Genomic DNA, 22605 nt, shown 5'->3' with positions numbered 1-22605 from the left:
GCCTCTCTCGTGAGTTGCGTCGTGTCCGTGCCGAGCCCCGCGCAGCCGGGTCAGCCGCAGCGCACCAGCGCAGTGGTGATGTTGTCGTGGCCGCCCTGCTCGTTCGCCCACATGGTCAGAGCCTCGGCGAGCGCGACCGGTTCCGCGCCGACCCGGGCCTGGGTCGCCGTGAGCAGCGCGCCGAGGTCCTCGGGGGCCGAGCAGTAGTTCCAGAGGCCGTCGGAGCACACGAGCAGCCAGCCCGGGGCGCTCACGTCGACGGTCACGGTGCGGGGCGGGCCCTCCGGGGAGTCCGCGCCGAGCCAGCGGGTGATCGCGTGCGCCTGCGGCAGCTTCTCGGCCTCCTCGCGGGAGAGGCCGTGCGCCATCGCCTCGGCCGCCCAGGAGTCGTCCGTGCTGATCTGGACGGCGGTGCCGCCGTCCGGGAACCAGTAGGCCCGGCTGTCGCCGATCCAGGCGACGACGGCGCGGCCGGACTCGACGAGGGCGGCGACGAACGTGCACGACGGCGGGTTCGGGCCCTTGACGCCGACGGCGACCTTGGTCGCGGCGTCGTTGGCCGCGGCAGCGGCCCGGGTGAGCAGCTCGTCGGCGGTCAGCGGCGGCTCCGACTCCGGCGCCGAGAGGACGTCGCGCGCGGCGCGGGACGCAGCGAGCGCCGCGACGTCCGACTGCGGGGCCGAGGAGACCCCGTCGCAGACGACGACGGCCGCCCAGGACGCGGGCTCCGGGCGCCCGGCGAGAGCCATCGCGTCCTCGTTGCGGGCGTGCCGGATGCCCTTGTCGCAGACGCCGCCGACCCACGGCACCGGCAGCTCGACGAAGTGGTCGCGGGGACGGCGCGCAGGCGTGCCGCACTGCTCGCAGTAGCCGTCCTCGGCGACCGACCCGCCGCAGGCGAGGCACGTGGTGGCGCGCGCGTCGAGGTCCGGGAGGACGACGACGACCCCGGCCGCCCGGGCCGGGCCGGCGGGCACGCTCCGTGAGGTGATCTCGATCGGGGCCGCCTCCGGGTCGGGCGTGTCCTCGGCGAGCGGGGTGCCGCGCCCGAGGTCGGCGCCGCAGCTCTCGCAGAACGCCTCGCCGGCCGAGGTCGGTGTGCCGCAGACCGGGCAGTCGACGACCGCCGCGACGGGCGGCGGCGGGGCGTCGAGCTCGACGGGCGACTCGAGCTGCCCGTCGGACGGCGGTGCGGCCTGGGAAGCGGCCTGGGGTGCGGGCTGGGGATCGGCCTGCGGTGCCGCTGCGTCGGGGGTTGCCTCCGCCGCTGCCTGGGGTGCGTCGCTCATCGCAGCGTCCACCGTCGCACCCTGTTCGCCTGGTCCACGAGCCGCACCCGTTCCTCCCCGTCGTCGGACATCTGCGCCAGCTGACGGTAGGCCGACTCGAGGCCGTCGCGCAGGTGGGGCTCGGTCGCGGCGTGTCCGTCGATGCGGATCTTCTCGTCCGCGCCGTCCGAGAGCACCTTCGCGAGCGCGACGTCGAGGACGTTCGCGGTGAGCCGGGCCCGGTCGAGCGGGTCGATCGTCACGGCGCTGATGCTGTCCATCGCGGCCGCGAGGCTGTTGAGCCCGCGCCCGGACGCCGCGAGCAGCCCCGCGCGCTGGCGGCGGGCCTCGACGAACGCCCGGCTCGTCGACGGCACGAGGTCGAGCGCGGCGAGCGCGCCGTCGAGGTCGCCGCGGGCGCGGCGCAGCCGGCACAGCCCGAACGCGGCGGGCGCGGTGTAGTTCGCGTCGGTCCGCGCGCACGTCGCGTAGAGGGACTGCGCGACGTCCGACTCCCCCGACGTCTCGCACGCCAGGCCGAGCGCGAGCTTGGGCGCGAGCTCGCCGGGGACCTGGCCGTAGACGGCGTTGAAGGACGCGCGGGCCGCGACGGCGTCGTTCTTCGCGAGCGCGGCGAGGCCCTGGAGCCAGACCGCGCGCCACTCCCAGGGGTCGTCGGCGAGGACCTTGGCGATCGCCCCGTCGGCGATGTCGTAGCGGCCTGCCTCGACGGCGGCACGCGCCGTCGCGAGATGGATCTCGACGGTCTCCTCGGGCGCCCGGTGGAGCGCCTTGACCCGCTCCGCGGGGTCCGCGACGGACAGCGCCGCGAGCCAGGACGCCATCCGGTCGCCGGTGTCGACGCGCAGCGCGGGCAGCTCCTCCCACGTCAGGTCGTCGCCGGAGACGACGGGCGCCTCGAAGAGCACGGACGGCGCCGAGTGCAGCGCGACCGAGGCGTCACCGGCCGCCGCGACGATCTCGCGCAGGACGCCGAGCAGCTGCACGCGCAGCTCGTCGGCGGACTGGAACCGGTCGGCCGGGTCGGGCGCGCAGGCCTTGGCCAGCAACCGGTACAGGCTGTCGTGGGCGGCGAAGACGGGGACGTCGGCGACCGGCGGCAGCGAGGCGACGTACGTCGACTGGTAGCCGCGGAACTCCATGACGAGGACGGTGAGCGTGCGGCCGATCGTGTAGATGTCGGAGGCGATCGACGGGCCGATGTCCGGCACCTCGGGCGCCTGGTAGCCGACCGTCCCGTAGATCGCCGAGTCCATGTCGCCGATCCGCCGGACGCCGCCCATGTCGATGAGCTTCACGGCGTCGCCGACCTGGATCATGTTGTCGGGCTTGAAGTCGCAGTAGATCAGACCGAGGTCGTGCAGGTACTGGAACGCGGGCAGGATCTCGACGAGGTAGGCGATCGCCTGGTCGACCGGGATGGCGTCGTAGCGCCCGCCCGCGGCCCGCATCCGGTCCTTGAGGATCGACTTGAGGCTCGTGCCGCCGACGTACTCCATGACGATGTAGCCGGCGCCCTCGTGGAGCACGAAGTTGTAGATCTCGACGATGAGCGGGTGCGTCACCTGGGCGAGGAACTGGCGCTCGGCGACGGCGGCGGCGTACGCGTCCGGGTCACCGGAGTTCAGCAGGCCCTTGAGGACGACCCAGCGGTCGGAGACGTTCTTGTCGCGCGCCATGTAGATCCAGCCGAGCCCGCCGTGCGCGAGGCAGCCGGCGACCTCGTACTGGCCGGCGACGAGGTCGCCGGGCTTGAGCTTGGGCGCGAAGTCGAACGGCGTGCGGCAGTTCGGGCAGAACCCCTCGGTGCGGCCGGGCCGGCCCTCGCGGGTGCGGCCGACCGGCTTGCCGCACGACGGGCAGTAGCGCCGGTCCTCGGGGACCTGCGGGTTCTTCATGATCGCGGCGTTCGGGTCGATCTCGGGGATCGGCGGGATGGTCGTGAGCCCGGCGCCGAGCCGGGCGCCGCGCAGCCGGGTCGAGCTCGTGCCGACCTTGCGGGTGGCCCGGGTGCCCTTGGCGCGCACCGAGCCGATCGGCGCGCTCGCGAGCCGGTTCGAGGACGACGTCACCGACGACCGCGTCGAGGACGTCGGGCCGACCGGTGCGGACGACGCGGGCAGCGACGTCGGCGGCAGCGGGACGGACGACGGGAGCGAGGACGCACCGCGGGCCGGCGCCGCGGCACCGGGGACGGCGCCGCCGACCGCGCTCGCCCCGCCGGCACCGACCGGCGCGGGCATCCCGCACACGTCGCAGTAGCCGTCGAGGATCGTGCCGGTGCAACCGGGCTGGGTGCAGCGCTGGGCGCTCATGACGTCGCTCCTGTGGCGTCGGCCGGCGGGGTGGCCGGCTGGTCTGCTGCGGGCGGTTCTGACGGTGCGGGTGGTGCCGGTGCCGGTGCCGGTGGTGGCGCCGGTGGTGGCGCCGGTGGTGAGGTCTCACGGACGAGACGCTGGTAGAGCGCGACCCGCTCCCGCGCGGCGGGGACGTCGCACGGGACGGCGCGCAGCGCCGTCAGGGCCGCCGTCCCCGCGGCGGCGACGGCGGGCACCCGGTCGACGCCACGGCGGCGGGCCATCGTCACGTAGCCGCCGAGCCGGGCGGTGAGCTCGTCGCGCTCGGCGAGGGGCCCGCCGTAGGCAGCCTCGACGACGTCCATGGCCCGGACGACGTTCGCGAGCCGGGCGAGGAACGCCGCGACCCCCTCGGCGTCCTCGGGGACGGGGCCGAGTGACATCGGGTCGGGGACGGCGAACCGCGGCGGCCGGGCGATCTCCCGGACGCACCGGTCGACGATCGCGTGCAGCGTGTCCTCGCGGTGCTCGAGGGTGGCCACCTCGTTCATGGCGCGGACCCGGTCGGCGGCGAGCTCGGCGGCGGCCCGCTCGGCGGCGAGCCGCTCGGCCTGCGCGCGGGAGGCAGCGGTCGCGGCGGCCCGGGCCGCGGCCTGTGCGGCGGCCTCCTGACGCTCGCGGGCCCGGTGGCCGCGGTTCGCGGTGGTGACGATGAGGTCCCGCTCGGTGCGGGCGGCGTCCGCCTCGAGGGTGTCGAGCTGCACGGAGACGTCGGCGCCACGCTGGGCGGCCTCGCCGAGGTCGTCGACCCGGGCGGTGAGGCGCTGGACGACGCCGAGCTCGCCGGGCTCGGCCTTCGCGAGCTCACGCAGCCGCTCCATCCCGGCGCGCAGCGCGGCGACCCGGGCGGCGGCGTCCGCGGCCCGCGGGTCGAACGACAGCCGCGCCCGCAGCTGGGCGGCGAGCGCGTCGGAGAGCCGGCAGGCGTCGACGATGCTCACCGCGAGCCCGGCCCCGCTCAGGGCGCCCGCGTCGAGCCGGCCGTGGAGCAGCGCCGACATCCGCTCCCGGGTCGCGGCGTCCGCGCGGCCGGAGTCGAACGTCGCGACGAGCTGGTCGTACCGGTCGCTCACCGCCTGCCAGAGCGTCATGGAGAGCAGGACGTCGCCGGTGTAGGAGTCCGGGTCGGTCGCCCGCAGCGCGGCCTCGTCGAGCCGGTCGAGCTCGCCTCTGCGGTCGGCCCGCCAGTCGCCGAGCGCCGTGAGGTAGGCGCTGAGCTCCGAGGCCGCGACGGCGACGCCGAGCCGCCCCGGGGCGGCCGGGGCCACGGCGACGCCGCCGGCCCCGGCGCGCGCGCCGGGAGCCGGGCGGTTCGTCGCCGGGACGGTCACGAGGCCGGGATCTCCCGCCCGTACTGCGGGGTCGGGGGCTGCTCCGCGCCGAGGGCCTTGGCGAAGTACTTGTCGTACGAGGCCTGCCACTGCCCGCTGGCGATGTACTGCTTGAGCACCGCGTTGACGTACTGCGCGAACTCCGGGTGGTCCTTGTCGACCGCGAGGCCGTACGGCTCCTCACCGATCTCGTCGTCCAGGACCTTGGTGTAGTCCGGGTCCTGGGCGTTGAGCCCGGCGAGCACCGTCGAGTCACCGGTGATCGCGTCGACCCGGCCCTGCTGGAGCAGCGCGAGGCACGTCGTGTGCTGGTCGACCTGGACGGGGACGATCCCGGCGTACTGCGGGTCGACCATCCGCTGGATGCTCGTCGAGCCCGCCGGCGCACAGACCCGGGCCTGCGCGGCGACGAGGTCCGGGAGGCTCTTCGACGGCGAGTCGGTCCGGACGAGGAAGCGCTGCTTCGCGACGAAGTACACCGCCGAGAAGCCCACCTGGTCCCAGCGGTCGCAGTTCATCGTCATGTTCCGGGCGACCAGGTCGACGCCGCCACCGTCGACGCCCGCGTTGACGAGCGGGATCCGCTGGGCGGCGGTGATGACCCGGAACTGGACCTTGACGTCGCTGCCCGGGGTGGACAGCGCCTTGGCCACGGCCCTCGCGAGGTCGATGTCGAACCCGTTGAAGACCGTCGGCCGCCTGGGGTCGCGGGAGCCGAGGAGGAACGAGTCGCCCGAGACACCGACCACGAGCCGTCCACGGTCCCTGATGGCTGTCTGGAGGCTGCCGCCCGGGAAGGCCGCGTTCCCGGACGTCGCCGGCAGCGGGTCGTACGACGTCGTCGCATCGGTGCACGTCGGCTTCGCGAGCGCGGTCGGTGCCGCCGCCGGGCTCGCGGTGAACGCCGGGGTGTCCGCCGGGATGGACGGCGCTCCGCAGGCGGCGAGTGCCAGGGCTCCCGCCGCGGCGAGCGCCGTGAGCACCGCGGCCCGTCGCCGGGCCGTCCGGGTCGTCGTCCGGGTCGTCGTCATCGGTACTCCCCCAGCCGCTGCGAGATGCCGCCCACCGCGGCGATCGCCGCGAGGATGCCGAGCACGAGGGTGCCCCAGCCGACGAACTGGAGCGCGCCCCACGGGGTCGCCAGGTCCGTCGAGGCCTTCGCCGCCTGGGCGTCGAGCACCGGGTCGAGCGCGGCGACGAGGGCGGCGAACTGGACGTTCGAGGCCTGGCCCTTCGCCGTCGCCGGGAGTGCCGGCTCGCCCTCCACCCAGGTCGCGACCTTGACCGCCGACGGCCAGTCGCCGCCGTCGTCGAAGCTCCGGATCGTCTGGTGGGTCGCGGTCCACGCCTCCAGCGCCGCCGGTGCCGCCCCGACGTCCGCCCCGGAGAGCCGGGCCGTGTCGAGCGCCTCGCCGATGACCTTCGCCTGCGCCTTCCACTGCGTCTCGTAGGCGGCGCCGCCGCCCTGCTTGACGAGCGTGAGGCTCTCCAGGCCCTTGGCGGAGTAGGCGGCCGCACGCGCGGTGGTGAGCGCGCTCGTCGCCGCGTACGAGGTCACCCGGACGTCCTGGGCGGTGCGGCCGGTCGAGCTGAGGACCACGGCGCCGGAGCCGATCGCGAGCAGCGCCGCGGCGGAGGCGGCGACGAGGCCGACGTTGAGCACCCGGTGCGAGCGCCGGGCGAGCCAGACCTGGGTGCCGACGAGCACCCCGCCGCTCACGAGGACGCCGAGGGTGAACCACCACGTGGCCGCGGACGACGCCGAGTACGCGTCGTCGATCTTCGTGCCGTTGTCGGTGACGACGCCGCCGAGCAGCGGGAGGAGCTGGTCGCGGAGCACCGTCTGCGAGCCGAGCACGAGGTAGCCCGAGCCGAGCGGCACGCCGAGCCGGTTGTTGTCGCGGGCCTGGGCGATCTGGCGGGTGTAGTCGGCGAGGAGCTGGTTGGCCTGCGCGAGCTTGGCGGCGTCGTCGGGCTGCGCGGCCGAGGCGTCGACGAGCAGGCGCGCCGCCTCGGCAACCGCGCCGTCGTAGTCGGCGGTCAGCGCGGCCGGCTCGAGCCCGCCGGCGAGGAAGCCGTTGGTGACCGCGGCGTCCGCACGGACCAGGTCGGCCTGCGCCTTCTGCACCCGGACGACCTGCGCGATGTGCGACCGGGCCTCCTCGAGGGCGTTGGCCCGGTACTGCATGGCCGCCGCACCGACAACGGCGAGCAGCAGGCAGGCGAGCGCGGAGACCGCCGCGGCGATCCGCAGCCGGCCGGGCGAGCCGGAGAGGAGCCCGGCGAGCCGGCTGCCCACGGTCGAGATGTCGGGGACGGCGAGCGTCGCGCTCTGCGGGCCGCCCGGCGCGGGCAGCACCTGGACGGCCGACGCGCCCGCCGCGGCCGGCCGGCCGGACGGCGTCCGCCCGCGGGACTGCCCCTTGCCCTTGCCCCGGGCCTTCGTCTGGCTCACGTGCTGCCTCCCACGATGTCCCCCTTGCTCACCGGTCCGAGGACGTCGAACGGGCCGGGCCCGTCGTCGTCGCCGTCCGGACCGTCGTGCGTGCGGTCGGTCGTGCCGTCGCTCGTGCTGCTCGTGCTGCTCGTGCTCGTGCTGCCGGTGCTCGTTCCGTCCTCCGCGCCGGCCGCCGCGCCGGCCGCCGCGGCGGGCTGCTCGTCGTCCGCGAGGTCCTCCGGCAGGAGCAGCCGGAGCTGGTCCGCCGTCGGGTCCGCGACGTCGCGCAGCCGCCACGCGTGACGACCGATCGCTGACTCCAGGACGTTGCGCGCGAACCGTCCGTTCCCGAAGCCCTCCCCGCGGGGCGTCGCGGCGAGGATCTCGCGGAAGCGCGCGAGGCACTCCGGGGTCGCGTCGTAGTCCTGCGAGGACGACAGCCGGGTGAAGATCTGGACCAGCTCGTCGTCGGTGTAGTCGGGGAACGTGATCGTCGTGCGGAACCGGCTCGCGAGGCCGGGGTTCGCCGCGACGAACTCCGCCATCGGGCCGGGGTAGCCGGCGACGATGACGACGAGGTCGTCGCGGTGGTCCTCCATCTCCTTGACGAGGGTGTCGATCGCCTCCTCGCCGTACTGGTCCCCGGTGAGCGAGTAGGCCTCGTCGATGAACAGGACGCCGCCGATCGCGGAGGCGACGACCTCGCTCGTCTTGACCGCCGTCTGCCCGAGGTAGCCGGCGACGAGCTCGGAGCGGTCGACCTCGACGAGCTGGCCCGTCGAGAGCAGCCCGATCGCCTTGTAGATCCCGCCGACGAGCCGGGCGACCGTCGTCTTGCCGGTGCCCGGGTTGCCGTTGAAGACGAGGTGCCGGGTGATCGTCGCGCTCCGCAGGCCCTGCTTCGTGCGCAGCTGCTCGATCCGCAGCACCGCCGACTGCCGGTGGATCTCGGCCTTGACGGTCGTCAGGCCGGTCAGCGCGTCGAGCTCGGCGAGCCACTCCTCGAGGGTCTTCTCCGGCACGGCCTCGGCGGCCGCCGCGGTGGCGACGGCCTTCTCCTGCTCGCCGGCCGTCGCGGTCGCCTGCGGGTCGGACGGCGGGACGGCGCCGGGCTGCGGACCGGGCTGCGAGCCTGGCTGCTGACCGCCCCCGCGGAGCGCGTCGAGCACCTGGGACACGTCGGGGACGGAGTCGAAGCCGGTGAGCACCGGCGTCGGGAACGTGACCTGCCCCGGCCGCCACTGCCCGACGTCCGGCGCGGTCGTGCCCGGCGCCGGCATCCCCGGGAACGCGCCCGGCGCGCTGCGCCCGACCGCGCCGAGCTGGGCCGCGGCCGTGACGCCCGCGTTCGCGACGACGCGCAGGCTCGGCTCGCCGAGGCCGCACGCGGCGGTCGTCACGTCGACGAGGGCCTGCGCGTAGTCCGCGGCGTGCGGGGAGCCGGTCTCGACGAGACCCGACAGCAGCGCCGTCGGGGCCTGCCGCCAGCGCCGGGCGGACGACGCGGCGTCGAAGAACTCGCCGACCGGGCGACCGAGCTCCTCCGCCCAGGCCTGCGGGGCCCGGGGCGCGGACTCGCAGAGCGCGGCGGCGAGCGCGGCCCCCTCGACCCGCGCGGCGCCGTCCGCGAGACCGGCGCCGCGGGCCACGGACTCGAGGGCCGTGAGCGCCGCCGAGAGCGACAGGGCGGGCCGGGTGCCGCCCGGCGGTGTCGTCACGGGGTCCCTCCGACGTTGAGGCTGCCGCCGTCCGCGCTGTGCCCGAACTTCTCCGCGAGGAAGCGGCCGTGGGCGACGAGCGCCTCGGCGTCGGCCCGGTAGACGGCGTCCCGGATCTTCTCCATCGTCACCGCGAGCAGGTCGAGCTGGTCGACGAGCACCATGAGCGAGGTCTTGTTGCCGTCGACCGGGCGGCGGTCGGCGAACGAGCGCGGCAGCCGCAGGTAGGCCTCGAGCGCCTCGGGCAGGTAGCTCGTCGCGGTCGCCATGACCGAGTGCGCGTCCCGGCTGCCCGCCCCGAGGTCACCGAGCCGGGGCACGGTCTCCTTGACGGTCTGCGCGATCCGGTCGACCCGGGCGACGATGATGTCCGGCACCCGGCCCGCGATCCGCGGGCCGATGCCGTCGACCGCCGCGACGATGTCCGCGCTCGTGGGCGCGGCCGGGAGCACGATCGCGGGCTCCCGCTCCGTGCCCCGGCCCGTGAGAGCACCCACGAGGTCCTGCCACCACGACACCGCTCGAGCTCCCCTGTTCCGTTGGTGCGCCTGGCCGTCTGCCGTCCCTGCCGGACGGCGCCTCAGCCGCGGCCGAGGTCGAGCGACCCGCCGGCGACCCGGTCGTCGTGGCGGTTGACCCGGTCGAGGTACTCGCGGGACTTGGTGACCTCGTTCTCCAGCACACCGATCGTCGACGCCATGTTGTCCAGGGCCTGCACCTTGAACTGGTCGATGGCGTCCATCGTCGCGTAGATGTTCTGGAACGCGGACTGCAGCTGGGGCAGCCCGATCGTCGCGCTCGCGGCCTGCTGCTGGATCTGGATCGAGTTGTCCCGCAGCATCTCCGACGTCGACTGGATCATGTTCGACGTCGTCGTGTTGAGCGCCGTGATCTGGTCGAGGACGAGCTTCTGGTTGTTCAGCGCCTGGGCGACGATGACCGCCGTCCGCAGGGCCGAGACCGTCGTCGTCGTCGCCCGGTCGACGCCCTTGACGAGCTCGATGTTGTTCTTGATGACGATGTCGATCGCGAGGTAGTTCTGGATCGACACCGCGAGCTGGGTCAGCAGGTCCTGGTGCTTCTGCCGGACGTAGAACAGGACGTCCTCGCGCAGCGACTTCGCCCGCTCCGGGTCGGTCGCCTCGAGCTCCGCGATCGACGCCGCGAGCTTGGCGTCGAGCCGCTCGGCGACGTAGACGTACTGGTTGAGCCGGCCCATCGCCTCCCAGAGGTTCTGCTTCTCGAGGTTGAGCGCGGCGTTGTCCCGGCGGAGCTCGTCCTGGCCGTCGTAGAGCGCCTTGAGGATCGCGTTGAGGTGGTTCTCGGAGCTCTGGTACTTGCGGAAGTAGTCGGTGAGCTTGTCCCCGAACGGCAGGAACCCGAGGACCTTCTTGGAGCCCTGGGCGCCCTTGGGGTCGAGGGACTCGACGGTACGGCGCAGCTCGAGCAGCGTGCCGGAGACCTTGGAGCCCTGCGCGAGGCTGCCCTCGTTGAGCGCCTTGACCGGCGTCTTGAGCAGCCTGTTGCTCGTCTCGGCGGCCTTGCGGATGTCCTGGTCGCCCATGGTGCGGACGTCCTCCGCGCGGGCGGAGAACTCCGGGCTGTGCGGGGCGACCGTCATGAGCGAGGACAGGTAGCCCTCGACCTTCTGGTCGAGCTGGGGTGCCACCGCGGGGTCCACGGCGGGCGCGATCTTCGGGGCCTGCGTCGCCACGACGGGCTTGGCCGGCTCGGGTGCGGTCAGCGTCAGCATGGCCTCGGCGGGCGGCGTCAACGGCATCGGCTCGGTCACTGGGTGCCCTTCTCGCGTGTGTCGTCCGGCGCGCTTTCGATGTCGGCCCAATCTAGACGGTTCCCACCCCGCGCCGACGGACCTCCCGGCGTTCGGTGATCACCCCCGGCCCGCCGGCCTCGTCCCAGCCTGCCGGGTCACCCTGCGTGGTCGCACTCCGGGTACCACCACTGCCGCTGCGCGGGCCGGCCGGTGCTCAGGCGGACGTCGGCACGAGCCCGGTGACGACGCCGACCGCGACGGCGAGCGACCCGGCCGTGAGGACGTCGACGAGCCGGGTCCGCACGAGCAGCCCGAGGCAGTACTTGTCGGGCAGGACGGCGCGCAGCGCGGCCGCCAGGCCGAGGGCGACGGCGAGCAGGTAGCCGCCCTCGCGGAACCCGATCAGCAAGGTCACCGGCACGACGGCGGCCGTCAGTACGAGCACGGCGACGAAGGCGAGCCGCCGCGTCGGCGGGACCTCCCAACGCACCACGGCGCGAGCCTACTGGCCCCGGCCGGGGCCCGGCGTCAGTGCGCGAAGTGCCGCGCGCCGGTGAGGTACATCGTCACGCCGGCCGCCGCGGCGGCCTCGACGACCTCGGCGTCCCGGACCGAGCCGCCCGGCTGGACGACGGCCCGCACGCCGGCGTCGAGGAGCACCTGGAGCCCGTCGGCGAAGGGGAAGAAGGCGTCGGACGCCGCGACGGCGCCGGTCGCGCGCTCGGCGCCGGCCCGCTCGACGGCGAGCCGGCAGGAGTCGACCCGGTTGACCTGGCCCATCCCGACGCCGACGCTCGCGCCGCCCTTGGCGAGCAGGATCGCGTTCGACTTCACGGCCCGGACCGCACGCCAGGCGAACGCGAGGTCGGCCAGGGTCGCGCCGTCCGCAGGGGTGCCGGTCGCGAGCGTCCAGCCGGCCGGGTCGTCGCCGGGGGCGTCGATCAGGTCGACGGTCTGCAGGAGCAGGCCGCCGCTCACCGGGCGCAGCTCGACCCCGCCGCGCCGCGCCGTCGCGGGCACCGTGAGGAGGCGGACGTTCTTCTTGCGCGTGAGCACCTCGAGCGCGGCCGGCTCGTACCCCGGCGCCGCGACGACCTCGGTGAAGACGTCGCCGATCTGCTCGGCCATCGCGGCCGTCACGGTGCCGTTCACGGCGACGACGCCGCCGTAGGCCGACACCGGGTCGCAGGCGAAGGCCTTGGCGTAGGCGTCGGCGACGTCGGCGCCGACGGCGATGCCACACGGGTTGGCGTGCTTGATGATCGCGACGGTCGGCGCGTCGCCGTGGTCGTGCGCGGCCCGCCAGGCGGCGTCGGTGTCGACGTAGTTGTTGTACGACATCTCCTTGCCGTGCAGCTGCTCGGCGTGCGCGAGGCCGGGGCGGTGGCTGCGGTAGAGCGCGGCCCGCTGGTGCGGGTTCTCGCCGTAGCGCAGGACCGCGGCGCGCTCCCAGGTGGCGCCGGTCCACGCGGGGAAGCCGGTGCCGTCGTCCGTCGGGGCGAGCACCGAGCCCATCCACGAGGCGACGGCGACGTCGTACGACGCGGTGTGCACGAACGCCTCGGCGGCGAGCCGGCGGCGGGCCGCCAGGGTGAATCCGCCCTCGCCGACGGCCGTGAGCACGTCGGCGTAGCGCGAGGGGTCGGTGACGACCGCGACGCTCGGGTGGTTCTTCGCAGCCGCCCGGACCATCGACGGGCCGCCGATGTCGATCTGCTCGACGCACTCGTCGGGCGTCGCACCGGAGGCGACGGTCTCGAGGAACGGGTAGAGGTTGACGACGACGAGGTCGAACGGCGCGACCCCGAGCTCGTCGAGCTGGCGGACGTGGTCCTCGAGGCGCCGGTCCGCGAGGATCCCGGCGTGCACCCGCGGGTGCAGGGTCTTGACCCGGCCGTCGAGGCACTCGGGGAAGCCCGTGAGCTCCTCGACCGGGGTCACCGGCAGGCCCAGCGCGGCGATCCGGCCGGCCGTCGAGCCGGTCGAGACGAGCTCGACGCCGGCGCCGGCCAGCCCGCGCGCGAGGTCCTCCAGGCCCGTCTTGTCGTAGACCGACACGAGGGCCCGGCGGACCGGGACCCGCTCCTCGCCGGTCGTCGGGGTCAGGGCGGTCTGCTGCGGCGCGTGCGTCACGACGGCCGACGATATCGGCCCCGGGGCGGGCACCGGCCCGCGGGGAGCGCCGGAGCGGGTCAGCGCAGGCGCACGTGCCGGCCCTGTGTCGTCCAGCCCGCGGTGACCATCCGGGTCACGACGTCGACGAGGAGCTCGCGCTCGACGCCCTTGATCCGCTCGTGGAGCGTCGCCTCGTCGTCCCCGTCGAGGACGTCGACGGCGCGCTGGGCGACGATCGGCCCGGAGTCCACCCCGTCGTCGACGAGGATCACCGTGCTCCCGGTGACCTTGACGCCGTGCGCGAGGGCGTCCCGGACGCCGTGCGCGCCCGGGAAGGCCGGCAGCAGCGCCGGGTGCGTGTTCACGGTGCGGGCCCCGAAGCGGACGAGGTACGCCGTCCCGAGGATCTTCATGAAGCCGGCGAGGACGACGAGGTCGGGCGAGAACACCTCGACGGCCCGCGTCACCCCGGCGTCGAAGCCGGCCCGGTCGGGGAAGTCGCGCAGCGCGACGACGGCGGTCGGTACCCCGGCGGCGCGCGCCCGGTCGAGGGCCGCGACACCGTCCCGGTCGCTGACGACCCCCGCGACCCGGAACGGCGCGTCAGGTGCGGCGGCGGCGTCGAGCAGCGCCTGGAGCAGGGTGCCCGAACCGGACACGAGGACGACGACCCGCGGCCGGTCGGTCGTCGGCGGGGTCGTCGGCAGGCTCGTCGGCACGGCGCCACAGTAGTCGGCGCGAACCGGCGGCCCCGGCAGGTGACAATGGCAAGGTGACGACGACCTGGCCGCGCAACCGCGAGGAGCTCGAGGAACGGCTCCGCGCCCGGACCCGGCTGTTCGGGGTCCTGCTCGTCGCGTCCGTCCTCACGGCCTTCCTGCCGCTGCCGTGGAAGCTCAGCACGCTCGCGTTCGGGATCGCGTGCGTCGTCGTCGGGTTCCAGGTGATCTTCGCGCTCGCGGCGTCGCGCCGGGCGGGCGGCGAGGCCCGGGGGTTCCTCGGGGTGAGCGTCGGGCTCGGGGTCGCCGCGGTGCTCGTCGTCGTCACCCTCCTGCAGGCCGCGCTCTACCCGGCCTTCAGCGACTACCAGCGGTGCCTGTCCACGGCGTCGACGATCTCCGCGCGGGAGCGTTGCGCCGACGAGCTGCGCCCGCGGCTCGGCCCGGCGGCGTCGACCGTCGGCTGACGACCGGTCCTGCCGATCCGTCGGTGCTTCGGTCCCGTCAGTCCCGGGCCGGGCGGGCGCCGGAGCCCGGCATCGCGGCCCGGGCGCCGACGACGAGCAGCGCACCGACGGTCACCTCGACGGCGAGCACGAGACCGGTCACCAGCGGCGCCGGCCCGGCGACCCCGAGCCGGCCCGGCCCGATCCCGCCGCCCGAGAGCCACGCGAGCACCCCGAACCCGGCGCCGGCGAGCAGCCCGGTGAGCACGGTGTCGAGGACCGCCGTCCAGCGGCCGGAGTCGCCGCCCCGCCGCCGGACGACGAGCAGCCCGGCGGCCCCGCCGGCGAGCAGCGGCACGAGGAGGAACAGGAGCGCGGCGCCCGGCATCGGCCCGGGGGACGGGAGCGCACCGAGCACGGGGACGGCGGGCAGGTCGCCGAGGGAGACCGCGGCCGGCGCGACCGACGTACCGCGACCGACGGAGAAGCCGGTCCCGGTGAGGAAGGCGCCGCCCCAGACCGCGAGGTTGGGCAGGGCGGTGAGCTGGGCCAGCGTGAGGACGGCACCGCCGACGACGCCGGTCTCGAGCACGCCGTAGAGCGAGGCCACGCCGCCGCGCTGCGCGACGAGCGCCGCGACGACGAGCAGGGCCCCGGCCCCGACCTGGACGGCGAGCGCGGCCGCCGCCGGGCGCAGCGCACCGCGCAGCGGCTCGGGCACCCGGGCGGCGAGGAGCGCCGGGACGGCGCGGAGCCCGCCGGCGACGTAGGCGGCGCTGCCGACGAGCCCGCAGACGGCAGCGAGCACCGCACCGGTGAGTGCGGCCCGGGCCGGGTCGGGCCGGGCGGCCGGCTGCCCCGCCGCGACGGCGACCAGGGCCGAGAGCGCGGCGTACACGGCGACGAACATCGCCCCGGCGAGCAGCGGGGGCCGGGCCGGCCCCGACCGGGTCGCGCCGGCGGCGATCCGGTCGGCGAGCGGGTCGAGGACGCGGGCCATCCGGCGGGACGCGCTGACGAGGGCCGCGCAGGTGACGGCGAGCAGCCCGAGCGGGGCGAAGGACACCTGCCCGCCGGGGACGACGAGCGGGACGTGCTGCCCGAGCAGCCAGAGGTCGGCGCCGAGCCGCAGCACCGCGGTCCACGGCACCCGGTCGGCGGTGGCCGACAGCCAGGTGAGGACCACGGGCACGAGCACGACCAGCAGGGAGCCGCCCGCGGCCTGCACGGCTGCGAGCGCGGCGGCCGTCGGGGTGGCGGGGCGGACGTCTGAGGGGGGCGGCCGCAGCGCCCCCGCGGCGCGGTCGAGGATCGTCATCCCGCCCATCGTCAGCCACCCGGCCCGGGGCGGGCCGCAGACGCGCCGGGAGGCACGCAGGCCGAGTTGACGCCCTCCCCCACCGACGGTGGACGATGTGCGCCGCACGTCGACCGCGAGTCGACCATGAGAGGCGGACGATGGACGACGACCGTTTCGGCGGCCAGGCCCCGGGCTACCCCCCGCAGGGCGGCTACCCCGGGCCTCAGCAGCCGGGTGGGTTCCCGACGCAGGCGTACCCCCAGCAGGGCGGCTACCCGGACCAGGGCTACCCCCAGCAGGGCGGCTACCCCCAGCAGGGCGGCTACCCCCAGCAGGGCGGCTACCCGGACCAGGGCGGCTTCCCCGACCCCGGGCGCGGCCTGCTCGGGCGGCCGCCGGGCGAGCCGGCATGGGACCTCGGCGGCCGTGGCGGCGCCCCCGAGCCGCCCCGCGGCGGCGGCGGTCCGAGCCGCAAGGTCGTCGTCACGACGATGGTCGTCACCGTGCTGCTCGCCGTCCTCGCGGGCGGTGTCTACGGGCTGCTGCGCCCGTCGAAGACGGTGACGACGACGCCGACGGCCTCCGGTTCGTCGTCGGCCGCCCCGGCGACGTCCGCGGACCCGGCCGCCACCCCGAAGGCCACGAAGACCACGAAGGCGCCGACGAAGACGGCCACCCCGACGCCCCGGGAGACCGCCTACGTCGACGACCCGACGACGACCGCGGGGATGGACTTCGGCCTCCTCAAGGAGGTCGAGCAGACCGCGGACGGCTACACGGTCACGGTGGACCGCGCGTCGTTCGTCACCGGCGCCAAGGCGCAGGAGTACTACGCGCAGCACCCCGACGAGGAGCCGCTCGACTACGCGGTCGTCAACACCAACCCCAAGCTGCGGACCTTCACGCTGACGAAGGACGCCGTGATCTACGCCCAGTTCGCGCTCGGCGACGGTGACGGGGTGAAGACCCAGCCGATCACCGCGGACCAGTTCTACGAGAAGGCGGTCGGCATCGTCTCGACCGGCGACAGCCTGCTGCTGTGGCTGCGGCACACGCAGGCGCCGGACGGCCCGGTCTACTACGTGGCCGAGCAGTTCACGCCCTGACGGCACGCACTCCCGGCGACGCCCGGAGAACGACGGACGGCGCCGCTCCCCTGCCGGGGAGCGGCGCCGTCCGCGTGGTGCCGGGACCTGCCGGACGACCTCAGGCGTCGTGCTCGCCGGTGAGGTAGCCCTTGTGCTCGTGCTCGAGCTTGATCTCGTCGGCGGAGGTGACGCCCGCCGGGAGGTCGATGGTCGTCTTCGGACCGGTGAACCACTTCTTCGCCGAGAGGTGCCAGCCCGCCCACAGCGCGAGCAGCGAGGCACCCAGGAGGATCGGCGCGTAGTTGACGAACTTCCAGGCGAAGTCCGCGTTGCCCGGGGTACCGGCCGGCGTCACCGGCAGGATGAAGTACACCGAGATGACGACGATCTCGACGACCGCGGTCCAGCACATCCACTTGTACTTCGACCCGAGCGTCCACGACCCGGGGACGAACCGGTCCCCGGCCCGCAGCCGCAGCCAGATCGGGATCGCGAAGGCCACGTACAGGCCGATGACGGCGACCGAGACGACGGCGTAGAAGGCGGTCGGCACGATGATCGGCGCCTCGGCCGTCCCGATGTTCACCTCGATAAGCGCGGGGATCGTGATGAGGACCGCGACGACCGAGGAGATGATGACGGCGTTGACCGGCACCTTGGTCGCGGACAGCTTCGACCAGTACTGCGCCCCGGGCACGGCACCGTCACGGCTGAACGCGAAGAGCATCCGCGAGCAGGACGTCATGCAGGCCATCGAGCAGAAGAACTGGCCGATCGCCGCGATGAACAGGACCGTGCCCGCCCAGCCGGTGCTGAGCGCCTGGCTGAAGATCACCGCGACGCCGCCGCCGCCGGCCGTCACGCCGTCGATGTCCTGCACGGCGAACGTGAACGCGAGCAGCAGGACGTAGCCGCCGACCGCCGAGTAGAAGATCGACTGCCAGATGCCCTTGGCCGCCGCGTTGGCCGCGCCCTGGGTCTCCTCCGACAGGTGCGCGGAGGCGTCGAACCCGGTGATCGTGTACTGCGTCAGCAGGAAGCCGAGCGGCAGCACGTGGAACCAGAACCCGAGGCCGTTCGTGTCGCCGCCGTTGAGGCCGCCGGTGTTGTTGACCCGGGTCGTGAACACCTCGCCGATCGACAGGTGCGAGTCGGGCAGGAAGATGAGGATGAGGATGACGACGGCCGCGCCGGCGACGTGCCACCACACGGAGATGTTGTTGAGCACCGCGAGCAGGTGGCTGGAGAAGATGTTCACCGCGGCCACCGCGACGAGCACCACGAGGAACATCCAGAACACCCGGGCCAGCGAGTAGCCCTCGGCCCACGACGAGCTCACCGTGCCGAGCGCGAGGTCGATGAACGTCGCGCAGCCGTAGGCCACCGACGCGATGACCGCGATGAGGCCGATGAGGTTGAGCCAGCCGGTGTAGTAGCCGGCCTTGGCACCGCCGAGCTTGGCGGCCCACCAGTAGATCCCGCCCGACGTCGGGTACGCCGAGACGAGCTCGGACATGCAGAACCCGATGACGAGGATGAAGGCCGAGATGAGCGGCCAGCCCCACGAGATGGCGATCGGGCCGCCGTTGTTCCAGGCGACGCCGTACGTCGTGAAGCAGCCGGCGAGGATCGAGATGATCGAGAACGAGATCGCGAAGTTCGAGAAGCCGGACCAGGTCCGGCTCAGCTCCTGCTTGTAGCCGAGCTGGGCGAGCAGCTGCTCGTCCTCGCTCAGGTTCTTCTGGTCTGCCACGAGTGCTCCTCCATGGGGGACGACAGGGTTCGTGCTGGACGCGTCAGTCGGGTGCGGCGGCCTCCTCGAGCAGTCGGGCGAAGTCGGGGCCGTCGAACTCCGCGACGGCTCGCTCGTACTTCTCCATCCCCCATGACCAGAAGTCGAAGTCCAGCGTGCTGGCGCCGTCCTGGATCGAGGCCCAGAGCGTCCAGCCGTACTTCGAGGCGAGACCGAGCAGCCGGGCCCGGGCGACGAGCGCCGCGGAGGCCCGGCCGTAGTAGGCGGTGACGAGCTCGTCGAGCGCCTCGACCGGCAGCGTCGACTCGCTCCAGATGTTGCCGAGCTCGAAGCAGGCGTCGTTGTTGCCGCCGTACTCGTAGTCGATGATCCAGACCTGCCGGCCGTCGTCGACGAAGTTCTCCGCGAGCAGGTCGTTGTTGCACGGCACTGTTCCGGTCGCCCGGACGGCGAGCGCGCGGCGCATGTCGTCGAAGGCCGGCAGGAAGTCCAGGTAGCGCGGCGGTAGCCGGAACCCCTTCTCGCGCACGACGTCGAGGTAGCCGCGCTGGACGGCGAACATGTCGAAGTCGCCGCTGAACCGCGGCCCGGAGTGCAGCAGCCGGCAGGCGGCGGCGATCCGCGGGAGGTTCGCCGCGACGTCCGCGGGCGAGTAGGTGCGGCCGACGACCCAGCGCACGACGAGCACCCCGGCCGCCGGCTCGTAGCCGAGCACTGCCGGCGCCGCACCGCTCGCGGCCGCGGCGACGCTGTTGAGGTGCTCGGCGGTGCGGTCGATGGCGAGCAGCGCGCTGTCCTGGGTGGCGATCCGTGCGATGGCGTCGCCGTCCGGCAGGTGCACCCGCACGTTGACGTTCGTCAGGCCGCCGGAGACCCGTTCCCAGCCGGTCCGGCTGTGCAGGCACTCGACGGCGTCGAGCACGCGTTCGACGACGGCGTCGTCCGCGAGCGTGCTCGCAGAGCGTCCCGCCCGTACGTCACGGTCTGCCGATGCCACCCGGACTCCCTGGAGGTGCGGCCCGGCGCGCGGGCCCGGGCACCCGGACGCCTGCCTCGCCGGGAGCCTGTGGGCGGATGCTAGGGGCTGGCGCCCCTTAGGGTCTAGACCTCAGATGTCGGGGGCGCTGCGGGCCGGTGACGGTCTCGTGACAGGTGGGCCCGCCCGTATTCGGTCTATACCTGAACCGCGGCGGCTGGCTACCGTTGGCGCATGAGCGATCCGGCCGCCCTGCCCTCGTCCGCACGCGTCGTCGTCATCGGCGGCGGGGTGGGCGGTGCGAGCGTCGCGTACCACCTCGCGCAGGCCGGCGAGCGCGACGTCCTGCTCCTGGAGCGGGCCGACCTCACGAGCGGCTCGACGTTCCACTCCGCCGGCCTCGTCGGCGTGCTCCGGGCCGACCCGACGCTCACGCGGATGAACATGCACTCCGCAGCGCTGTACGCCGAGCTCCAGGGCGGCGAGCACCCGCCGGGCTGGGTGCCGAGCGGCGGCCTGAAGCTCGCGTCGTCGCCCGAACGGCTCGAGGAGATCCGCCGGCAGGTGAGCTGGGCGAAGACCTACGGCCTCGGCCTGGAGGAGATCTCGGTCGCGGAGGCCGTCGACCTGTTCCCGCTCATGGATCCCACGGGGGTCGTGGGCGCCGCCTGGCTGCCCGAGGACGGCTGGGTCGACCCGTCGTCCCTGTGCCTGTCGCTCGTCGCGGGCGCGCGGGCCGGCGGGGTCGAGGTCCGCACCCGGACCCGGGTGACGGGGATCGACACCGTGACGCTGCCGGGCGGGCGGCGCCGGGTGTCCCGGGTGCGCACCGACCGCGGGGACGTCGAGTGCGAGGTGGTCGTCGACTGCGGCGGCATGTTCGCGGCGCAGATCGCGCGGATGGTCGGCGTCCGGGTGCCGCTCGTGCCGATGGCGCACCAGTACATCGTCACCGAGCCGCTGCTCACCGACCGGCTCGGCCCGCGGGAGAAGCCGCTGCCGACGCTGCGCGACCCGGACTGGCTCGTGTACTGGCGGCAGGAGGTCGACGGCCTGCTCATGGGCGGCTACGAGCGCGACCCGGCTCCGTGGACGGCGTCCACGACCTCCTTCGACGACGTGCCCGCCGACTTCAACGGCCGGCTGCTCCCGGAGGACTGGGACCGCTTCGAGCAGATCGCCGAGAACAGCCGGGTCCGGGTGCCGGCGATGGACGACGTCGGCGTCCGCAAGCTCATCAACGGGCCCGAGGCGTTCACGCCCGACAACGAGTTCTGCCTCGGGGAGAGCGAGGTCGGCGGGTTCTTCGTCGCGGCCGGGTTCTGCGCGCACGGGATCGCCGGTGCCGGCGGCATCGGCCAGGTCATGGCGGAGTGGGTGCTCGAGGGCTCACCGTCGCTCGACGTGTGGCACATGGACATCCGCCGCTTCGGGCCGGCGTACGACTCGCCGTCGTACACCCTGGCCCGCACCGTCGAGACCTACGCGACGTACTACGACATCGCCTACCCGCACCGGGACCGCACCGCGGGGCGGCCGCTGCGCACCTCGCCGGCGTTCGAGTGGCACACCGCCCACGGCGCGCACCTCGGCGAGAAGGCCGGCTGGGAGCGGGTCGACTGGTACGAGGCGAACGCCGCGGCCGGCGAGGCCCTGCTCGCCGCGGCGGGCGGCGTCGACGCCGTCCGGCCGCGCACCTGGGCCGGCCGCTCGTGGTCCCCCGCGATCGCCGCCGAGCACCACGGCGCCCGGACGGCGGCCGCGCTCTTCGACGAGACGTCGTTCGCGAAGCTCGCGGTCACCGGGCCGGACGCCGCCCTGCTCCTCGAGCGGGTCAGCGCCGGCCGGGTCGACCGGGCCGTCGGGTCGGTGACGTACACCCAGTGGCTCAACCACCGCGGCGGCATCGAGGCCGACGTCACCGTGACGCGTACCGCGGACGACGCGTTCGTCGTCGTCACCGGGACGGCGTTCGGCCTGCACGACCTGTCGTGGCTGCGCCGCCGGGCCGACGACCTCACGGCGCAGGGGGTCGGGACCGGTCACGACGGCCGGCTGGACGCCCGGATCGAGGACGTCACAGGGCAGTACGTCTGCTACGGCCTCTGGGGCCCGAAGGCGCGCGACGTGCTCGGCCCGTTGACCCCGCAGTCGTTGTCCAACAAGGACTTCCCGTTCCTGTCGTCGCGCGCGACGACGGTCGGCGACGTGCCGGTGCGGCTCGTCCGGGTGACGTTCGTCGGCGAGCTCGGCTGGGAGGTCTACGCCTCGAGCGAGTACGGCGCGGCACTGTGGCGCACCCTGTGGGAGGCGGGCCGGCCGCACGGCCTCGTCGCCGCCGGCTACCGGGCCATCGACTCGCTGCGTCTGGAGAAGGGCTACCGGGTCTGGGCCGGCGACCTGACCCCGGAGACGACGCCGGACGAGGCGGGCCTCTCCTTCGCCGTGAAGCTCGACAAGCCCGGCGGCTTCGTCGGCGCCGACGCGCTGCGCGCCGCCCGCGTCGCGGGCGGCCCGGCGCGCTCGCTCGCCTGCGTGACCCTCGACGACCCCCGGGCCGTCGCCGTCGGGAGCGAACCGGTCCGGGTCGTCGACGGCCCGCACGCCGGCGAGGTCGCCGGCCGGGTCACCTCGGCCGGCTACGGCTGGACGGTCGCCGCGTCGATCCTCTACTCGTACCTGCCGGTCGCGGCCGCCGTGCCCGGCACCCGGGTCGAGGTGGACCTGTTCGGCGAGTGGGTCGGCGGCACGGTCGCGGACGGCGTGCTGCACGACCCGACGTCGGCCCGGGTGCGTGCGGACGGCTGAGCAGACGGCCGGGCGGTCAGGAGACCGGCCACACCACCGTCGTGCGCCACGTCGCGGGGTCGGGCTCGGCCGCGGGGTCGCTGAGGTAGTACTCCCACATCCCGGACGCGGGCTGGTGACCGCCGGCCCGGACCGCCCCGAGGACGTCGTCGTAGGTGTCCCCGAGCGTGTCGTACGGGCCGACGTGGGTCGCCTCGGCCGCGTGCCCGGCCGGCAGGACGCTCGGGACCACCGTGCCCGACGGCTCGATCGGCGTCCGGACGGGGAACCCGGCCTCGACGTCGACCCACTCGGTGGGCATCCCGTGGTAGTACGCGAACGGCGGCCCGGCCGGGGCGGCGCCCCGGGCGGCAAGCGTCCCGGCCACGGCGTCGAACGCCGCACCGAAGAAGGACGTGAGCTCGGTCATCCGGACCCGGTCGCGCACCACCGCGGTGGGCTGCTCGACGAGGTCGACGAAACGGACGTCGGTCATCCCTCCACGATGCTCCGGC

General features: G+C 74.6%; 18 protein-coding genes. 3 read left to right on the top strand and 15 right to left on the bottom strand.

The genetic code is table 11. From position 1 onward, the window contains the following. Nucleotides 1-50: 50 nt before the first annotated feature. The 11 genes from EDJALFJO_RS18685 to purN all read right to left on the bottom strand — a co-directional run bounded on the left by EDJALFJO_RS18685 (nucleotide 51) and on the right by purN (nucleotide 13740). Nucleotides 51-1289: a PP2C family serine/threonine-protein phosphatase gene (locus tag EDJALFJO_RS18685; RefSeq protein WP_088287849.1), complete on the bottom strand. Its 1239-nt coding sequence runs from the start codon at nucleotides 1287-1289 to the stop codon at nucleotides 51-53. Next, nucleotides 1286-3604 carry a serine/threonine-protein kinase gene (locus EDJALFJO_RS18680; protein WP_088287823.1) on the bottom strand — a complete coding sequence of 773 codons (2319 nt, stop codon included), beginning with the start codon at nucleotides 3602-3604 and terminating at the stop codon, nucleotides 1286-1288. The genes EDJALFJO_RS18685 and EDJALFJO_RS18680 overlap by 4 nt, the downstream gene beginning before the upstream one ends. Further along, nucleotides 3601-4977, bottom strand: a complete 1377-nt coding sequence (locus EDJALFJO_RS18675; protein ID WP_198950437.1) for a hypothetical protein — start codon at nucleotides 4975-4977, stop codon at nucleotides 3601-3603. Before EDJALFJO_RS18675 ends, EDJALFJO_RS18680 begins: the two co-directional genes overlap by 4 nt. Further along, the gene (locus tag EDJALFJO_RS18670; protein ID WP_088287822.1) at nucleotides 4974-6008 is read right to left on the bottom strand and encodes a glutamate ABC transporter substrate-binding protein; all 1035 of its coding nucleotides are present in this window, start codon (nucleotides 6006-6008) and stop codon (nucleotides 4974-4976) included. The genes EDJALFJO_RS18675 and EDJALFJO_RS18670 overlap by 4 nt, the downstream gene beginning before the upstream one ends. Next, complete coding sequence (locus tag EDJALFJO_RS18665; protein ID WP_088287821.1) at nucleotides 6005-7432, bottom strand: hypothetical protein; 1428 nt, start codon at nucleotides 7430-7432, stop codon at nucleotides 6005-6007. The genes EDJALFJO_RS18670 and EDJALFJO_RS18665 overlap by 4 nt, the downstream gene beginning before the upstream one ends. Then, nucleotides 7429-9132 carry an AAA family ATPase gene (locus EDJALFJO_RS18660; protein ID WP_198950436.1) on the bottom strand — a complete coding sequence of 568 codons (1704 nt, stop codon included), beginning with the start codon at nucleotides 9130-9132 and terminating at the stop codon, nucleotides 7429-7431. Before EDJALFJO_RS18660 ends, EDJALFJO_RS18665 begins: the two co-directional genes overlap by 4 nt. Further along, complete coding sequence (locus EDJALFJO_RS18655; RefSeq protein WP_088287820.1) at nucleotides 9129-9650, bottom strand: hypothetical protein; 522 nt, start codon at nucleotides 9648-9650, stop codon at nucleotides 9129-9131. Before EDJALFJO_RS18655 ends, EDJALFJO_RS18660 begins: the two co-directional genes overlap by 4 nt. 62 nt (nucleotides 9651-9712) lie before the next feature. Next, on the bottom strand, nucleotides 9713-10924 hold the full coding sequence (locus EDJALFJO_RS18650; RefSeq protein WP_198950435.1) for a toxic anion resistance protein: 1212 nt from the start codon (nucleotides 10922-10924) through the stop codon (nucleotides 9713-9715). A gap of 196 nt (nucleotides 10925-11120) precedes the next feature. Beyond that, nucleotides 11121-11399 carry a DUF3017 domain-containing protein gene (locus EDJALFJO_RS18645; RefSeq protein ID WP_088287819.1) on the bottom strand — a complete coding sequence of 93 codons (279 nt, stop codon included), beginning with the start codon at nucleotides 11397-11399 and terminating at the stop codon, nucleotides 11121-11123. Nucleotides 11400-11434: 35 nt separating this feature from the next. Continuing rightward, the gene (gene purH / locus EDJALFJO_RS18640) at nucleotides 11435-13012 is read right to left on the bottom strand and encodes a bifunctional phosphoribosylaminoimidazolecarboxamide formyltransferase/IMP cyclohydrolase (protein ID WP_088287846.1); all 1578 of its coding nucleotides are present in this window, start codon (nucleotides 13010-13012) and stop codon (nucleotides 11435-11437) included. 86 nt (nucleotides 13013-13098) lie between these two features. Next, the gene (gene purN, locus EDJALFJO_RS18635) at nucleotides 13099-13740 is read right to left on the bottom strand and encodes a phosphoribosylglycinamide formyltransferase (protein ID WP_233149937.1); all 642 of its coding nucleotides are present in this window, start codon (nucleotides 13738-13740) and stop codon (nucleotides 13099-13101) included. Nucleotides 13741-13793: 53 nt separating this feature from the next. Between purN and EDJALFJO_RS18630 the strand changes: the two genes are divergently transcribed. Further along, the gene (locus EDJALFJO_RS18630; protein ID WP_088287817.1) at nucleotides 13794-14207 is read left to right on the top strand and encodes a hypothetical protein; all 414 of its coding nucleotides are present in this window, start codon (nucleotides 13794-13796) and stop codon (nucleotides 14205-14207) included. Nucleotides 14208-14244: 37 nt separating this feature from the next. Here EDJALFJO_RS18630 and EDJALFJO_RS34435 read toward each other — a convergent pair whose 3' ends face one another. Beyond that, on the bottom strand, nucleotides 14245-15504 hold the full coding sequence (locus EDJALFJO_RS34435) for a DUF6350 family protein (RefSeq protein ID WP_088287816.1): 1260 nt from the start codon (nucleotides 15502-15504) through the stop codon (nucleotides 14245-14247). Nucleotides 15505-15644: 140 nt separating this feature from the next. Here EDJALFJO_RS34435 and EDJALFJO_RS36115 point away from each other — a divergent pair, with 140 nt between their 5' ends. Next, nucleotides 15645-16592 (top strand): hypothetical protein, encoded by a 948-nt coding sequence (locus EDJALFJO_RS36115; protein WP_088287815.1) that lies wholly within the window; start codon nucleotides 15645-15647, stop codon nucleotides 16590-16592. Between the two features lie 100 nt (nucleotides 16593-16692). Here the strand turns inward: EDJALFJO_RS36115 and EDJALFJO_RS18615 are convergent, their stop codons facing one another. Together EDJALFJO_RS18615 and EDJALFJO_RS18610 are read right to left on the bottom strand one after the other, a co-directional pair. Continuing rightward, a complete protein-coding gene (locus tag EDJALFJO_RS18615; RefSeq protein WP_088287814.1) occupies nucleotides 16693-18327 on the bottom strand; it encodes an amino acid permease in 1635 nt (544 codons plus the stop codon). Between the two features lie 43 nt (nucleotides 18328-18370). Then, nucleotides 18371-19324 (bottom strand): choline/ethanolamine kinase family protein, encoded by a 954-nt coding sequence (locus EDJALFJO_RS18610; RefSeq protein WP_198950433.1) that lies wholly within the window; start codon nucleotides 19322-19324, stop codon nucleotides 18371-18373. A gap of 213 nt (nucleotides 19325-19537) precedes the next feature. Between EDJALFJO_RS18610 and EDJALFJO_RS18605 the strand changes: the two genes are divergently transcribed. After that, nucleotides 19538-22111: an FAD-dependent oxidoreductase gene (locus EDJALFJO_RS18605; RefSeq protein WP_198950432.1), complete on the top strand. Its 2574-nt coding sequence runs from the start codon at nucleotides 19538-19540 to the stop codon at nucleotides 22109-22111. 16 nt (nucleotides 22112-22127) lie between these two features. On the opposite strand, the gene EDJALFJO_RS18600 is transcribed toward EDJALFJO_RS18605, so the two are convergent. After that, nucleotides 22128-22586: a GyrI-like domain-containing protein gene (locus EDJALFJO_RS18600; RefSeq protein WP_088287812.1), complete on the bottom strand. Its 459-nt coding sequence runs from the start codon at nucleotides 22584-22586 to the stop codon at nucleotides 22128-22130. Between the last annotated feature and the right edge of the window lie 19 nt (nucleotides 22587-22605).

Origin of the sequence: Kineosporia sp. A_224, from assembly GCF_002198655.1 — a bacterium.
In the GTDB taxonomy this organism is placed as follows: Bacteria; Actinomycetota; Actinomycetes; order Actinomycetales; family Kineosporiaceae; genus R-H-3.
Note: the sequence above shows the minus strand (reverse complement) of the source record. Positions and strands in the feature narration are given on the sequence as shown.